Origin of the sequence: Ensifer adhaerens (assembly GCF_002007205.1) — a bacterium.
Classification (GTDB): Bacteria; Pseudomonadota; Alphaproteobacteria; order Rhizobiales; family Rhizobiaceae; genus Ensifer; species Ensifer adhaerens_D.
In genome coordinates this window covers 331644-345256 of sequence record NZ_LAZS01000005.1, presented here as the reverse complement: position 1 = coordinate 345256, position 13613 = coordinate 331644, and the positions used below count along the sequence as shown (strand labels likewise).

Sequence of the window (13613 nt, the reverse complement as noted above, 5' to 3'; positions counted from 1 at the left end):
ACGCGCGGAGGTGGAAGCCGAACCGCCACGGGCTCCGGTGAAGCGGCCTATACCCGCGTCACCCGATCGTCGGCGCGGTCGCCCCAGCTCCGCAGCACTTCTGCAAGCGCTGCCACGCCCCTCAAAATCTCCGCCTCATCGAGGCTCGCGTAGCCCATGACGATACCGGCCCGATCCGGCCGGTGGCCGGCGTCGGTTTCGGCATAGAGCGGCGAGACCGGATAAAGCCCGATGCCAACCGCCCTTGCCCTTGCGATCAGGGCGCTTTCCTCGGTCTTCTGCAGCCGTTCGAACCAGACGACCACATGCAGGCCGGCATCGGCGCCGGATATGGTCACCGCGTCGCCGAGTTCGGCCTTGAGCGCCGTCAGCAGTGCCTCGCGCCGGCGGCCGTTGTTGCGACGACTTTTGCGGATGTGCCGCTCATAGGCCCCGCCTGCGATCATCACCGCCAGCGCCTCCTGTTCGAGAACGGGTGAATGGCGGTCGATCAGTTGCTTGGCGGCGGCGAAGGCCGGAAAAAGCGGCGGCGGCACGACGAGATAGCCGAGCCGGAGCATCGGCGACAGGCTCTTGGAGATCGTACCGAGATAAAGCACGTTTTCCGCTTGCGCCATGGTCTGGAGCGGCGGGATCGGCCGGATGTCGTAGCGATACTCGCCGTCGTAATCGTCTTCGAGCACATAGGCGCCGGTCCGCCGGGACCAGGCAAGAAGCTCCTGCCGCCGCCGCGCCGCAAGCACGCTGCCGAGCGGAAATTGATGCGACGGCGTGACATAGGCGAGCCGGGCGTCCTCCACCCTTTCGAGAACATCGGTCCTCAGCCCCTCCGCGTCGACGGCAACGGGGACCACCTCGGCGCCGGCAGCGGCGAAAACCCGGCGCGCCATGACATAGCCCGGATCCTCCATCGCCACGCGGTCGCCGGGATCGACAAGCACGCGCGCCGCCAGATCCAGCCCCTGCTGCGAGCCGTTGACGACGACAATCTGGTCCGGTTCGCAGCGGAGCCCCCGCGCCCGCCAGAGATAGGCCTGCAAGGCCGCGCGCAGGCTGGAGCAGCCGGCGGGATGCTCATAGGCAAGCCGCGGCCTTCGGCGGCGGAGCGCGGTGTTGACCGCCTGCCGCCACGCTTGCTCGGGAAAATCCGTGGCCGACAGATCGCCGTAGCGAAAATCGGCAATGACAGCGGCAGAGGTGGGCGGCACCCAGACAGGCCCGTCGCGAAGGGCAGCGCCAAGGCGCGACAGGCGCACGTCCGCGGCCCTCCCTTCCTCCCGATGCCCCTGGCTTGCCGGACGCCCGGAGGCGGCCGACGAAGCGCTGCCCTGCCGATCCGCAAGCCGCGCCACCCGCGACCGCGCGCCCTGCCGGCTTTCCAGATACCCCTCGGACAGAAGCTGCTCATAGGCGGCCGTCACGGTCGTGCGCGAAACGCCAAGCTCGGCGGCGAGCGCCCGCGTCGATGGCAGCAGCGCCTCCGCGCCATAGGTGCCGTCGAGGATCTGCGCCTTCAGCGCCGCATAGATCCGGCGGGTGGTCCCGACCGTCGCCTCGTCCTTCATCGTCACAAACTGGCCCACGAATTTATGCGGAAACTGGATATTCTTGTCCGTCCAGTTTGCCTTTATGACGGGACAGGCACAAGGAGCGAAATCATGTACACACCGCCCGCCTTCAAGGAAGAAACGCTGAGCGTGCTGCACGCGATCATCGAGGCCGCATCGCTCTCGACCTTCGTCACCACCACCGCCGATGGCCTGCTCGCCACCCCGCTGCCGCTGCTGCTCGATCGCGACGAAGGCTCTCATGGCACGCTCTACGGCCACCTCGCCCGCGCCAATCCGCAAGGCACGACACCGGCAATCGGCGCCGCACTCGCAACCTTCATGGGAGCGGACGCCTATGTCACGCCGTCCTGGTACGCCTCCAAGCGCGAGCACGGAAAGGTCGTGCCGACCTGGAACTATGTCGCCGTGCACGCCTATGGCGCGGCCGAGTTCTTCACCGACGAGGAGCGACTGCTCGAGGTCGTCACGCGGCTGACCAATCGCCACGAGGCGGCGCGCACTGAGCCCTGGCAGGTGAGCGATGCGCCGGCCGCTTTCGTCAAGGCGCAGCTTCGCGGCATCATCGGCATCCGCCTGCCGATCGACCGCCTCGACGGCAAGCGCAAGCTCAGCCAGAACCGTAGCACCGAGGACCGCGCCGGCGTCTCGGCCGGGCTCGCGACCAGCGCCCGCCCGGAGGATCGTCGCGTCGCCGAGGAGATACCGGCCTGACGCCCGACGAACGTCCCGCCGTGCCCCTGCCGTCCGCCTGACGGCTGGCGGCGTTGCGATTTTTCTTCAACTTTCCCGCGCAAGCCCTTACAAAGGGCTCCGCAAGAGGCCGCACAGCAGCAGACGAGGTATAACCGCATGCCATCGCTCGACATTCTCCTCACCTTCTTCGTCACGACAGCGATCTTCGCCTATATCCCGGGCCCGGCCATGCTTTATGCCGCCGCGCAGACCATGGCGCGCGGCCGCGTTGCCGGACTGATGGCCTCGCTCGGCATCCATCTCGGCTGTTACGTGCACGTCATTGCCGCGGCTGCCGGCCTTTCGATCCTGTTTCATGCGGTGCCGACGCTCTATCTGGCGGTGAAGCTTGCAGGGGCCGGCTACCTCGTCTGGCTCGGCTTCACGCTGATGCGCGCCAAGGCGAGCGGCGATGGCGGCCAGCCCCTGGTCGAGGCGAAATCGGCGCGCCGCGCCTTCTTCGAGAGCATCACTGTCGAGGTATTGAACCCGAAGACCGCGATCTTCTTCGTCGCTTTCCTGCCGCAGTTCACCGATGCGTCTGCCGCCTTCCCGATCTGGGTGCAGTTCCTGCTGCTCGGCGCCTTCGCCAACCTGATGTTCTCCTCGGCCGACATCGTCTGCGTGTTCCTCGCCGGCGCCGTCGTTAACAGGATGCGCCGCTCCGGCAGGGCGCAGCGCCTGATGCAGCGCGCCGGCGGCACGGTGCTGATCGGGCTTGGCGCCCATCTCGCCCTGCAGCGCACCTGATGCCGCGGCGCTGAAGCGGCGCGTGCCTCGCCGACGGGGCGGCACTGGACGCTTGGCCATGCCCCCGTTGCAGCGGCAGAAGTTGCAGCTATCATGCCCGAAGGGCCATCGGGGGATACGCGCATGGGAGAAGGCGGCCAACGAATTCTGACCACGGGCGCGGACGTGCTTGTCGACACGCTGCTTGTAAATGGGGTCGACGTCTGCTTCGCCAATCCCGGCACATCGGAAATGCACTTTGTCGCCGCCCTCGACCGCAAGCCTGAGATGCGCTGTATCCTCGGCCTCGCCGAAGGTGTCGTCACCGGTGCTGCCGACGGCTATGCGCGCATGACCGGCCGTCCCGCCGCCACCCTGCTGCACACCGGCCCCGGCCTCGCAAACGGGCTTGCTAACCTGCACAATGCGCGCAGGGCGCGCACGCCTGTCCTCAATATCGTCGGCGACCACGCCTCCCATCACCTGGCACTCGATGCGCCGCTCACCAGCGATATCGAGGGACTGGCAGGCCCGATGTCGAACTGGGTCGGACGCGTGAAGGGCGCCGCCGAGGTCGGTCCGACGGCGGCCGCCGCCTATTGCGCCTCGCTGACGCCCCCGGGCGTCGCCACCATGATCCTGCCGGCGGACGCGTCCTGGGGCGCCGTTTCACTCGACGCGCCGCCGCAGAAGGCCCTCGTCGAAGCGCCCCTGCCCGCAAGCCCTGAGACCGTGCGCGAGGTGGCCCGCCTCATCCGTGCGAATCCTGCAGGTGTCGCCATGGTTCTCAGCGGGACTGCGGCCCAGGCCGAGAGCCTCGCCATTGCCGGTCGGATCGCTTCGGCCTGCAACGTCGAGCTTTTCAACGAGGTGCTTGTCGCCCACACCCAGCGCGGCCGAGGGCGGGTGGCGCCGCGGCGCATTCCCTATCCGATCGACATGGCGCTCGAAACGCTCCGCGACGTCAAGGTTCTGATCCTCGTCGGCGCACCGGAACCGGTGGCCTTCTTCGCCTATCCGGGAAAGCCCGGGCGCCTGGTGCCGGAAGGCTGCACGGTGGTCACGCTCGCCAGCCACGGTGAAGACCTCAGGGCATCGCTCGAAGCGCTGCGCGACGAACTCGGCATCAGCCCGACCCATCCGCTTCCCGCAGCCGGCATCGCCACCGACGAAGGCGAGCCCTCGGGCACGCTGACGGAAGACGCGATCGCCGTCATCGTCGCCCATAAGGTCCCGGAGGATGCGATCGTCTGCGACGAGGCGGCCACCTCGGCCCGCCGCTTCTTCGCGCTTTCGGCCTTCTCGGCGCCGCACGACTTCATCATGCAGACCGGCGGCGCCATCGGCGAAGGCATTCCGCTCGCAATAGGGGTTGCGATCGCCTGCCCCGACCGCAAGGTGATCTGCCTCGAGGCCGACGGCTGCGCCATGTACAACATTCAAGGGTTGTGGACCCAGGCGCGCGAAAATCTCGATGTCGTCACCGTCATCTTCTCCAACCGCACCTATGCCATCCTGCATGCGGAGATGCGCAATGTCGGCGTCGAGGAGATCGGCGCCAACGCGCGGCAGATGCTGAACCTCGACAACCCGACCCTCGACTGGGTTTCGCTCGCCCGCGGCTTTGGCGTCGAAGCCGCAGTCGCCACCTCCTGCGAGGCGTTCGCCGCGCTCTTTTCCGCAGCACTTTCGCGGCGCGGACCGTTCCTGATCGAGGCCCGCCTGGCGTGAATTTCTGCGTCGTTTTCGCGCCGGATCAGTCAGCGATGCGCGAGCCAGCAGTAAGCCTCCAATTGCCAGGAAACGGACGGTCCAGAATCCGTAAATCACAGGGTAAGCACTTGATATAAATAAGAATTTTATAAAAATTCGGCCGCAAACTTGCGCCCGCGGACTTCTCGCTTATATTAGCGACGCCCTAGGTTCGCACTCACCTGCCCTGAGTCGCATTTCAGTTTTGGGCCCCCTTCAACCGGCAGCGTTCTTTGCCGGTGGACCAACGAAGGAGACATTTCATGTCCTTTAAGAAAGACCTAACCAAGGCTCCCGGCGCATCTCTGTCCCGCGTCAAAGTCGGAGCCGCAATCAAGCGTTCGCGTGAAACTGCCGGCTATTCGGTTGACGATCTGTCGGTCACGACTGGCCTGACGGAAATTGAAATATCCAAGATCGAGCTCGGCGCCGATACCGATCCCGCCAAGCTGCAGCGCATCGCCGCCGCACTGCAGGTCTCGCCGCAGACCTTCACCTGAAAAAGCGGAGGCGGTGCGCGACAAGATGAAGCGTGCCGCCGCCTGACCTCCCCTGCTACCGCTGTCCGGCGTGTTTCCTTTGCCCGTAGCCGATTAAAGGACAAAGACATGCAGGATTTCAGAGTTCCACAGCGACCTTTGCCCGTCTGATCAGACGCCCGGCGCTGCAGGGCCCGATGCGGAAAGCCAAGCCAGACTTCTCCCGACAGCAATCACGCGATGCACGGCCGCCAAAGCGGTCGCGCTGTCGGCTGACCCATGCGCCATATTCAGTCTCCATCGGCCGGGACCGAGGGTTCAATAGAAAGAAAAATAGTGGCACGAAAAACCCGCATTTTCAGGCCTTTGACAAGGCTTATACAAGGACGGGAAAATAGATAATTGGATATTTTCATTGAGTTTCAAAAAGTATCGTCTATATATCAACTCATCGAATATTGCTTGTGACCTTTGACGCAGCGCTTTTGCGCGGCCAGATCTCCTCTCAAATATCGATCACCGCCGGAGAAATATTTTCCGGCAAACTCCACGATTGAAAGGAAATCGTCATGGCTTCGGGCACTGTAAAGTGGTTCAACAGCACCAAGGGCTTCGGCTTTATTCAACCGGATGACGGCAGCACCGATGTGTTTGTTCATATCTCCGCCGTAGAACGCGCTGGCCTGCGCTCGCTCGCCGATGGTCAGAAAGTGACCTTCGACGTTGTCAGCGACCGCAAGACGGGCAAGAGCTCGGCTGACAATCTCAGAGCCGAATAATTTGTCATTCGCCTTCTCTGACCACGGATGTACTGGCAGGGGAGGCTTGAATGACGGGAAGAGGTCGGGGGAATAACCCGGCCTTTTTGCGTCTCTGGACCCTTCACGTCTCGACATAGGAGTGTGTCATGAGCCGCACGGCCTGCGAGATCGGCGACAGGGTCAAGCTGAGGGCAAGCGCCGCGCAGTCGGCCCTGAACAGCCCCTTCGGCACCATCGTCGGCCTTTTGCCCACAGAAGATCGCGGCGAGCCTCGTTACCGCGTACGGGTCGACGGCGAGACATTCGAGCGCTCGGTCCTTGCGACCGACATTGAACACGCCGAGACCACCACACAGGGCGCCTCTCAGGCGACGATCACCGGCCCCTGGCTCAAGAAATTGAGCACCAAACCCGGCAGATAGCGGCAAGCGCCAGACGCGTGCTGCGACCGACAACAGGAGAACATGTTTTGCAGGTACTGGTTAGAGACAACAATATCGATCAGGCTTTGCGCGTCTTGAAGAAGAAGATGCAACGCGAGGGCCTGTTTCGTGAGTTCAAGGCACGCAGCAGCTACGAGAAGCCCTCGGAAAAGCGCGTGCGCGAAAAGGCCGAAGCGGTCCGGCGCCAACGCAAGCTGACGCGCAAGAAGCTTCAGCGCGAAGGCCTGCTGCCGGCCCCCAAGAAGGCAGCGCGGCCGCGCTAAGCCTTAGGGGCGGCAAGCATCGGTCCATCTTAGGAGACAGGTCATGACGCCAAACGCCAACGCCGCATTCAAACCGGCCAAGACCTCCGCGAGCGACAAGGCGGCCGCAACCGATCACACGGCACGAGCGATCGTTGCCGCCGAGAAAATCGCCCGCGACAAGAAGACCGAAAAGCTCAAGGCGCAACGCCTGGAACGCGCCGCCGCCGAACCGGCGGCGGAGACGCCCGCAAGCAAGCCGACCCGGAAATCGCGCGCCGGCCGTGACTGAGGCCGACGCTGGACGCGCACGCCGCGACGCCGGTAAGACGCGTCGCGCAAGATTGAGGCCATCCCCCGCTCCAAGCGGCTTGGCGGAGGGAGACGGCAAGACGCTTCAGGAGTAGAATTTCCGAAGCGCTCCTTGCGCGTTCGAACGAATGCGCGGCGCAAACGACATCTCCGTCAACAGGAGGAGCCTCATGTCATCAGCAGAGCGGCATCCATTGGCTCCCTCGGACCTTGCAATGCTCGACGGCGTGTTGCGACGCGCGGGCTTTCATCAGCGCGTCGATCGCGACGATCAGGACAGTCTTCGTCTTGCCGCCGTCTTTCTGGTCAAGAGGTTCCAGGCGGGCGTTACCACGGCCGACGCCCTGCTTTGCGAATTGCAGAGCCGGGCTGGGCTGCGTACGCCGCGGCAGATCGAAACCGCAAATCTCGAACAGTGGGAGAACGATGGCGGCGCGCCGCAACGGCACAGCGTCGTTACCCGCTACACCGGCGCCCGACGCCTCCCCTGGCCGGAGGCAATGCCGCCGCAGAGCCCGGCACCGCTTGCCGCAAGGGGCGTGAAATCCGGATGAGGCCTGCATACGGGAACGTCGAAGGTTACCGCGAAGGGATCTTCCCTTGTGCTGGATGCTTTTGAGGCGCATGGTTTGACGATCGACATTGGCCGACTTGGCTTATCGCGGTGTGTGGGGCTCTCGACCCGCCAATTTCCTCCATTATCGACAGCAGTGCATGCGCGAGATCGCGCGAAGACGAGCCGCCCTTCTGGGCCCAAGGCAACGTCGTTGGCCGGGCTGCTACCCTCGCCGCTGCCGATTTACCCGCACCGCACCCGTTTGAACGAACGGCAGTGAACCGCAACTCTTTGACGATTGGAGGAACCCATGTTCCACACGGTCACACGCAGACTTCGCCGATACGACTATACCCTGGCAGCGATCAAGGCGTCGCTCGTCCTCTCCCTGCTCTTCGTCGCGCTCATGACGCTGAGCGGCCTCCTGTGGTGACGGCCGCCGCAAATCCATCCTGTTCCGTGACATGACACCTGGCCAACGCGGCGAGACGCTTCTCCCGAGTTGCGCCGAGGTGGCGATCGGGGGCAAATTGCCTCACGATTCGCCCTGAGGCTCGGTCACATCAGCCGGGCATCCATCGGCATCGCGCACGCAACGGAACATCCCATGCCACTTCATCTCGAAACGCCGCTCATTCAATCCCTTCCGCTTGGCCTTGCCGCGGGGCTCCCCGTCTGGCTGAAGATGGAGGCGCTGCAGCCGCCCGGGTCGTTCAAGATCCGCGGCGTGGGCGCGGCCTGCGAACACCATGCGCGCGCCTGCAAGCGGCGCTTCGTCTCCTCCTCCGGCGGCAATGCCGGCATGGCCGTCGCCTATGCCGGGCGAAAGCTCTCGATCCCGGTTTCGGTCTACGTTCCGGAAACGACGACGGAAAGGGCAAAGACCCTCATCCGCCAGGAAGGGGCAGAGGTCATCGTGCACGGTGCGGCCTGGGATGAGGCCAACGCTCAGGCGCTCGCCTCGCTCGATGCCGAATCCGCCTTCATCCACCCCTTCGACGACCCGCTGCTGTGGACAGGTCACGCGACCATGATCGACGAGGTTGCGAACGCAGGCCTCGCCTTCGATGCAGTGGTGCTGTCGGTCGGCGGCGGCGGCCTCTTTGCCGGCGTTGCCGAAGGGCTGAAACGCAACGGCCTTGGCGACGTGCCGATCCTTGCCGTCGAGACGGAAGGAACCGCATCGCTCGCCGCTTCCGTCGATGCGCGGCAACTGGTGGCGCTTCCCGCCGTCAGCGGCATCGCCACCTCGCTCGGCGCAAGGCAGGTGAGCACGCACGCCTTCGAGCTCAGCCAGACGCGCCCGGTCGAAAGCATCGTCGTCAGCGACGCGGATGCCGCCCAGGCCTGCATCCGCTTTCTCGACGACCACCGCGTGCTGGTCGAACCCGCATGCGGGGCTGCGCTTGCGGTCGCCTATGCCCACGCCGACCGGCTGGCGCGCTTCGAGCGCGTCCTGATGATCGTCTGCGGCGGCGCGACGACGACGGCCGAACGGCTGCAGGCCTGGCAGGAGTTTTGAACATTTTGGCCGCCATCGCGGAGGCCGTCGACCAGGTCGTTGGCGGCAATCTCAAGACGTAACGACAACGTCGATAAATGCCATCAGCATGCGGGGGATCCTGGATGAGGCATCGATCAGGGACGACAGGTCAGCGTCGGTTCCCTGGCCGGCCGCGATGCGGTCCGCTGCCTTCTTCGCCTCTATTGTGAGCGCCAGCAGCTGCTCGAGAAGATCGTTCTGCGTGCGCGGATCAGTAAACAACTGCGTTTGGATCAGCCACTTGAGGTTTTTTTCACTGATCTTCTTCGAAAAGCGCTTGTTTGTCGTCAGCAATGTGAGCGCGTCGATGGCGGTTTTGTAGCTGGAAGCCGCTGATTTCATCGCGCGAAGCAGCTCTTCATTTCCGCCCTGGACGATCGCCACCAGGGCTTTGCCGACCTCACAATTGCCTTCAGCAAGACCGCCTGACGCTTTCCCGATCTCGTTTCCTTCGTCGACCTTTCCCCGTTCCACTTGGAATTTTTCGCGTTTGGACCCGATGGTGTCGAACTGGTCCTTTGCCGTCTCCTCCTTGGTGGCCTCCTGCGCGAAGGCAAAACGAGGATCCGGCAACGAGGAAAAGGTCATACAGAACAAAAACGTGACGCAGCACAGCGACCACGCTCTTCCGGAGCTAAGGCTGCTCATGATTCCCCTCCCCTTAAGAAGCTGGGCGCGATTATTGGGTGTTTCTCTCACAAATGCTTCGTGTGTCCGCGAGCGGGTCGTCGTCGGCTTTATAAAAATTCTTGTCCTTCAACGGTCCGCAATATCTGTCGATGAACTCTTGCCATCCCCTCACAAAACCACCGTCCTCATGCAGGTCGTTGGCGATCACGAACGCACTGTTGAAATCAAACAATCTGTTTGTCACCTCGTCTGCGGGCGCCGACGCGGTTTCTGTAAGCTTGTTTGCCACCAGAATCTGAACCTCATACCGGTTCTTCGCATCGGTGGCGGCTATCGAGCTGGACAGTTGATCGCTCGCAACTCTCGCCGACCACACAGTCAATCCAGTCGCGACGCAGGCGGCAAGCGCGGATATGGCGGCTGTCATGGTCGCCGCCTTCACATGCCACATGGATGGCTTGACCTCGTTCAGCTCGGCACGGGTCGCGCTCAGCTCCGAACGCAGCGTGCCAAGTTGCCTCAACTCGCCTTCTACGGTGAACAATTGATCAAGCGTATCGGCCGCAACCGTTTCGCCCGCCGTGCTCGGCTGGACGTCCAGTTTGTACTTGGAAATAAGCGCCCTGACCTCGCCCTCACTGCGATTTGCCGCGTATTCCCTGATCGGTACGCGTGCCATCTGCCCTGCCCCCAAGGATGTACCAAGATCACTCCGCCAACATATCAGCACTCACGAATATTCACCATTCCTAATTGATCTATGCCGATTTGCACGCCGCCGCAGGACGAACCGGCGCCATGTGCGCGCGCCTTGCACATGAACAGACGTAGGGTCGATGGGCCGAGGATCGTCATGGTCGGCAGCTCCCAGCAGGCGATCAACTGCGAGGGGCCCTTGCTCCGCCAAACGAAAAAAGCCGGAGCGTGCGCCCCGGCTTTCTTCATTCAACCATTCGCGACAGCGCCGCGCGTCGGAAATGACGCGCAAAGGACGCTGTAACGCGTTGGACTTGCTGCATAATTTTATCCTCAAATCGATTCCGATTAAGGAATTATGCAGTAAGGCTTAGTTCTTCGCCTTGTCGACCAGCTTGTTCTTGCCGATCCAGGGCATCATGCCGCGCAGCTTCGCACCGACTTCTTCGATCTGGTGGGCGTCGTTGACGCGGCGGATGCCCTTGAAGCGGGCCGCACCCGACTTGTATTCCTGCATCCATTCCGAGGTGAACTTGCCGGTCTGGATGTCCTTGAGGACGCGCTTCATCTCGGCCTTGGTTTCTTCGGTGATGATGCGCGGACCGGTGACGTATTCGCCCCACTCGGCGGTGTTGGAGATCGAGTAGTTCATGTTGGCGATGCCGCCTTCATAGATCAGGTCGACGATCAGCTTCACTTCGTGCAGGCACTCGAAATAGGCCATTTCCGGAGCGTAGCCGCCTTCGACCAGCGTTTCGAAGCCGGCGCGGATGAGCTCGACGAGACCGCCGCACAGAACGACCTGTTCGCCGAAGAGGTCGGTTTCGCACTCTTCCTTGAAGTTGGTTTCGATGATGCCCGAACGGCCGCCGCCAACGCCGCAGGCGTAGGAGAGCGCGAGGTCAAGAGCGTTGCCCGAGGCGTCCTGGTGAACGGCAACGAGGCAGGGAACGCCGCCGCCCTTCTGGTATTCGCCGCGAACCGTGTGGCCCGGGCCCTTCGGCGCGATCATGACGACGTCGAGCGAAGCCTTCGGCTCGATGAGGCCGAAGTGAACGTTGAGGCCGTGGGCAAAGGCGATCGCAGCGCCGTCACGGATGTTGCCGGCGATGTCGGCCTTGTAGATTTCGGCCTGCAGTTCGTCCGGGGTCGCCATCATGATGAGGTCGGCCCACTTGGCAGCTTCGGCAACCGAAAGAACCTGGAGACCGTCGGCCTCGACCTTGGCAGCCGTTGCCGAACCCGGCTTCAGCGCGATGCGGATTTCCTTGGCGCCGGAATCCTTGAGGTTCAGCGCATGGGCGCGGCCCTGGCTGCCGTAGCCGACGATGGCGACCTTCTTCGACTTGATCAGGTTGATATCGGCATCACGATCGTAATAGACGCGCATTGTTGTGGTCCTTCCCGTTGTTTGTCAGTCGTTTAAGCGGGGTTTCCCCCGCCGTTACCTTTTCGTGCCGTAAAGCGAAAGGAAGGCTGAGACCGCCTGCTCCGCCTTGCGGCCAAAACCCTTTTTCATCTCGCCGGCCTCTTCGCCGAGCAGCATCTTCAGATGCCAGTCGGAGACGATGAGCCCGTAGAGCGCACCATAGGCCTCGTCGGCATCGTCGAACGTCAACAGTCCCGCCTTGCGGCCGGCTTCCAGCAGCGCCGCGGCCCGGCGGCCGATCTGCCGGCGCCCGCGCTCCTGCAGCATGTGGCCGAGCTTGGAGCCGTCGCGGCTCGCCTGGCCGATCGCCAGACGATTGAGCGCCAGCGAGACGTCACCGGCGAGAACCTCGAGCAGATCCTTGGCAAACACGATCAGATGGCGCTTCAGGCTCTCGGCATCGAGCGCCCGGGCGGCGACGTCCTGCGTGCGCACCTTGCTCGCCTGGAAGCCGATCATCGCCGAAATCAGGCCGTCGCGATCGCCGAACCACTTGTAGAGGCTTTCCTTGGAGCAATTGGCCGCGCGCGCGATGCCGGCGGTCGTCAGCGCCTTTTCGCCGCCGTCGACGAGAAGCCGCAATGCCTGCTCGAGAACGGCGCCCTGACGTTCCGTCAGCCCCTCCCCGGCATTCGCCTCCCTCATCGCCACAGCCATCTGCACGTTGCCTCGCTCCCGATCAGTACCGTACGGTACGGTTCGCATTCTTCTAGTGAAGCGTCCCCTTGGCGTCAAGACGATTCTCAAGAAGCGGCAAAATTTCGGCGGTGGCGGAGAAAGACGAGCGCCATAAGCTGAAGAAGCAGACTGGAGAGAGGTCGACGGTGCCGCCGCATCAAAAGGCATACATTCTTGTTGTCGTGGTTTTCTTCATCGCCGCCTGCATCAACCCGGTAAAGCGTTTCCGGCGCGAAAGAGACGCGATCGCTGCGTGGTTCTGGGGGATTGTCGGCGCAGGCGGCGCACTTGTTCTCGCCCGGTTTGTTTACGTCGCCTGGGGATGACGGTCCTGCAACTCATCCTCCCGCGCGCTCTGGCAACTCTGCGCCACCTGCGGTCATCGAAAACGAACCCTCACGGTTCGGTACGAGTAAGTTCGGTCACCAATTCTGGAAATTTCGTATAAATACAACTGCCTAACGAAAAGTATTCCACTCCCGGCCCCAGTTCCTGGCGCGATAGCTCCACCTCGAAGGTGTCTTCCTCGCCCAATCCGAATGTGGCCGCCATGAGAACCAGTTCCCTGATCGGCCCGGGGGGAAACACGCCGCCATAAAGGATTGCCTCCTTTTTCGGAAACTTGCCTTTGATGACCCTCTTAATCTCCAATTCCGCGCGCACCATCCTCGTCGGAACGCCCTCCTCCACCAAAAAGCCCGAGTCTCCGATTGAAAACGACCTAACACGCGCCTCGACCACAATCTTGGCGTTCGAAAGCAGTTGACCGTTTGGAGGGCATGGCTGCATCGCCCCCGCCGGGCGAAGGCAGACAACGAGCGAAAGCAGGGCAAGCAGCGCAGCCAGTTTGAGCGCCGATAGGTTCATGAGCCTCGCAGAAGCGGCTCTATCGTTTGGTCGTAAAATCGAAGCCATCTCTATAATCTCGTAGGTTTCGGTCGGCCGACAGCGAATGCTTCGCGAAAGTGCCGAAAGCGAAGCTACACGGCAAGGTAGAGGAGCGAACCGTCCTGTGGTTATCAACGCTCATCTGCACCGGCGAAATTTCGGCGGGACTGCG

18 protein-coding genes are annotated in these 13613 nt (G+C 62.9%); 12 read left to right on the top strand and 6 right to left on the bottom strand.

Translation table 11 applies throughout. The features are described 5' to 3' along the window. Positions 1-47: 47 nt before the first annotated feature. Positions 48-1583, bottom strand: coding sequence for a PLP-dependent aminotransferase family protein (locus XB14_RS05400; RefSeq protein WP_327325614.1), 1536 nt, complete (start codon positions 1581-1583; stop codon positions 48-50). Positions 1584-1658: 75 nt separating this feature from the next. Here XB14_RS05400 and XB14_RS05395 point away from each other — a divergent pair, with 75 nt between their 5' ends. The 11 genes from XB14_RS05395 (at position 1659) to XB14_RS05350 (ending at position 9099) form a co-directional block, all read left to right on the top strand. After that, positions 1659-2282, top strand: a complete 624-nt coding sequence (locus XB14_RS05395) for an FMN-binding negative transcriptional regulator (RefSeq protein WP_077960637.1) — start codon at positions 1659-1661, stop codon at positions 2280-2282. Positions 2283-2420: 138 nt separating this feature from the next. Beyond that, positions 2421-3053 (top strand): LysE family translocator, encoded by a 633-nt coding sequence (locus tag XB14_RS05390; RefSeq protein ID WP_077960636.1) that lies wholly within the window; start codon positions 2421-2423, stop codon positions 3051-3053. Positions 3054-3176: 123 nt separating this feature from the next. Continuing rightward, the gene (locus XB14_RS05385) at positions 3177-4763 is read left to right on the top strand and encodes an acetolactate synthase large subunit (RefSeq protein ID WP_077960635.1); all 1587 of its coding nucleotides are present in this window, start codon (positions 3177-3179) and stop codon (positions 4761-4763) included. 284 nt (positions 4764-5047) lie between these two features. Next, on the top strand, positions 5048-5284 hold the full coding sequence (locus XB14_RS05380; RefSeq protein WP_077960634.1) for a helix-turn-helix domain-containing protein: 237 nt from the start codon (positions 5048-5050) through the stop codon (positions 5282-5284). A 548-nt stretch (positions 5285-5832) separates the two neighbouring features. Next, on the top strand, positions 5833-6042 hold the full coding sequence (locus tag XB14_RS05375; RefSeq protein ID WP_077960633.1) for a cold-shock protein: 210 nt from the start codon (positions 5833-5835) through the stop codon (positions 6040-6042). 128 nt (positions 6043-6170) lie between these two features. Then, positions 6171-6446 carry a hypothetical protein gene (locus XB14_RS05370; protein WP_077960632.1) on the top strand — a complete coding sequence of 92 codons (276 nt, stop codon included), beginning with the start codon at positions 6171-6173 and terminating at the stop codon, positions 6444-6446. 47 nt (positions 6447-6493) lie between these two features. Continuing rightward, entirely contained in the window at positions 6494-6730 is a 237-nt protein-coding gene (rpsU, locus tag XB14_RS05365) for a 30S ribosomal protein S21 (RefSeq protein ID WP_077960631.1), read from the top strand. Between the two features lie 43 nt (positions 6731-6773). Beyond that, a complete protein-coding gene (locus XB14_RS05360; protein WP_077960630.1) occupies positions 6774-7001 on the top strand; it encodes a hypothetical protein in 228 nt (75 codons plus the stop codon). A gap of 190 nt (positions 7002-7191) precedes the next feature. Next, positions 7192-7575 carry a hypothetical protein gene (locus XB14_RS05355; RefSeq protein WP_143348237.1) on the top strand — a complete coding sequence of 128 codons (384 nt, stop codon included), beginning with the start codon at positions 7192-7194 and terminating at the stop codon, positions 7573-7575. A 312-nt stretch (positions 7576-7887) separates the two neighbouring features. After that, entirely contained in the window at positions 7888-8010 is a 123-nt protein-coding gene (locus tag XB14_RS33715; RefSeq protein WP_268802267.1) for a hypothetical protein, read from the top strand. Between the two features lie 174 nt (positions 8011-8184). After that, positions 8185-9099 (top strand): pyridoxal-phosphate dependent enzyme, encoded by a 915-nt coding sequence (locus XB14_RS05350; RefSeq protein ID WP_077960628.1) that lies wholly within the window; start codon positions 8185-8187, stop codon positions 9097-9099. Between the two features lie 51 nt (positions 9100-9150). Here XB14_RS05350 and XB14_RS05345 read toward each other — a convergent pair whose 3' ends face one another. The 4 genes from XB14_RS05345 to XB14_RS05330 form a co-directional block, all read right to left on the bottom strand. Then, positions 9151-9768, bottom strand: a complete 618-nt coding sequence (locus XB14_RS05345) for a hypothetical protein (RefSeq protein ID WP_143348236.1) — start codon at positions 9766-9768, stop codon at positions 9151-9153. Positions 9769-9799: 31 nt separating this feature from the next. Then, the gene (locus XB14_RS05340; protein ID WP_077960626.1) at positions 9800-10429 is read right to left on the bottom strand and encodes a hypothetical protein; all 630 of its coding nucleotides are present in this window, start codon (positions 10427-10429) and stop codon (positions 9800-9802) included. Between the two features lie 387 nt (positions 10430-10816). After that, positions 10817-11836, bottom strand: a complete 1020-nt coding sequence (ilvC, locus tag XB14_RS05335; protein ID WP_077960625.1) for a ketol-acid reductoisomerase — start codon at positions 11834-11836, stop codon at positions 10817-10819. A 54-nt stretch (positions 11837-11890) separates the two neighbouring features. Beyond that, on the bottom strand, positions 11891-12538 hold the full coding sequence (locus XB14_RS05330) for a TetR/AcrR family transcriptional regulator C-terminal domain-containing protein (protein ID WP_077960624.1): 648 nt from the start codon (positions 12536-12538) through the stop codon (positions 11891-11893). Between the two features lie 62 nt (positions 12539-12600). On the opposite strand from XB14_RS05330, the gene XB14_RS05325 reads away from it, so the two are divergent. Further along, positions 12601-12879 carry a disulfide bond formation protein B gene (locus XB14_RS05325; protein WP_143348235.1) on the top strand — a complete coding sequence of 93 codons (279 nt, stop codon included), beginning with the start codon at positions 12601-12603 and terminating at the stop codon, positions 12877-12879. A gap of 70 nt (positions 12880-12949) precedes the next feature. Here the strand turns inward: XB14_RS05325 and XB14_RS05320 are convergent, their stop codons facing one another. Beyond that, on the bottom strand, positions 12950-13420 hold the full coding sequence (locus XB14_RS05320) for a hypothetical protein (RefSeq protein ID WP_234803966.1): 471 nt from the start codon (positions 13418-13420) through the stop codon (positions 12950-12952). Between the last annotated feature and the right edge of the window lie 193 nt (positions 13421-13613).

Bases quoted from the DNA above. Each gene is read 5' to 3' on its own strand.
- XB14_RS05355 (WP_143348237.1), top strand. From the start codon at position 7,192: ATGTCATCAGCAGAGCGGCATCCATTGGCTCCCTCGGACCTTGCAATG.
- XB14_RS05390 (WP_077960636.1), top strand. From the start codon at position 2,421: ATGCCATCGCTCGACATTCTCCTCACCTTCTTCGTCACGACAGCGATC.
- ilvC (WP_077960625.1), bottom strand. From the start codon at position 11,836: ATGCGCGTCTATTACGATCGTGATGCCGATATCAACCTGATCAAGTCG.
- XB14_RS33715 (WP_268802267.1), top strand. From the start codon at position 7,888: ATGTTCCACACGGTCACACGCAGACTTCGCCGATACGACTATACCCTG.
- XB14_RS05360 (WP_077960630.1), top strand. From the start codon at position 6,774: ATGACGCCAAACGCCAACGCCGCATTCAAACCGGCCAAGACCTCCGCG.
- XB14_RS05350 (WP_077960628.1), top strand. From the start codon at position 8,185: ATGCCACTTCATCTCGAAACGCCGCTCATTCAATCCCTTCCGCTTGGC.
- XB14_RS05375 (WP_077960633.1), top strand. From the start codon at position 5,833: ATGGCTTCGGGCACTGTAAAGTGGTTCAACAGCACCAAGGGCTTCGGC.
- XB14_RS05380 (WP_077960634.1), top strand. From the start codon at position 5,048: ATGTCCTTTAAGAAAGACCTAACCAAGGCTCCCGGCGCATCTCTGTCC.
- XB14_RS05320 (WP_234803966.1), bottom strand. From the start codon at position 13,420: ATGAACCTATCGGCGCTCAAACTGGCTGCGCTGCTTGCCCTGCTTTCG.
- XB14_RS05345 (WP_143348236.1), bottom strand. From the start codon at position 9,768: ATGAGCAGCCTTAGCTCCGGAAGAGCGTGGTCGCTGTGCTGCGTCACG.
- XB14_RS05395 (WP_077960637.1), top strand. From the start codon at position 1,659: ATGTACACACCGCCCGCCTTCAAGGAAGAAACGCTGAGCGTGCTGCAC.
- XB14_RS05385 (WP_077960635.1), top strand. From the start codon at position 3,177: ATGGGAGAAGGCGGCCAACGAATTCTGACCACGGGCGCGGACGTGCTT.
- XB14_RS05370 (WP_077960632.1), top strand. From the start codon at position 6,171: ATGAGCCGCACGGCCTGCGAGATCGGCGACAGGGTCAAGCTGAGGGCA.
- XB14_RS05340 (WP_077960626.1), bottom strand. From the start codon at position 10,429: ATGGCACGCGTACCGATCAGGGAATACGCGGCAAATCGCAGTGAGGGC.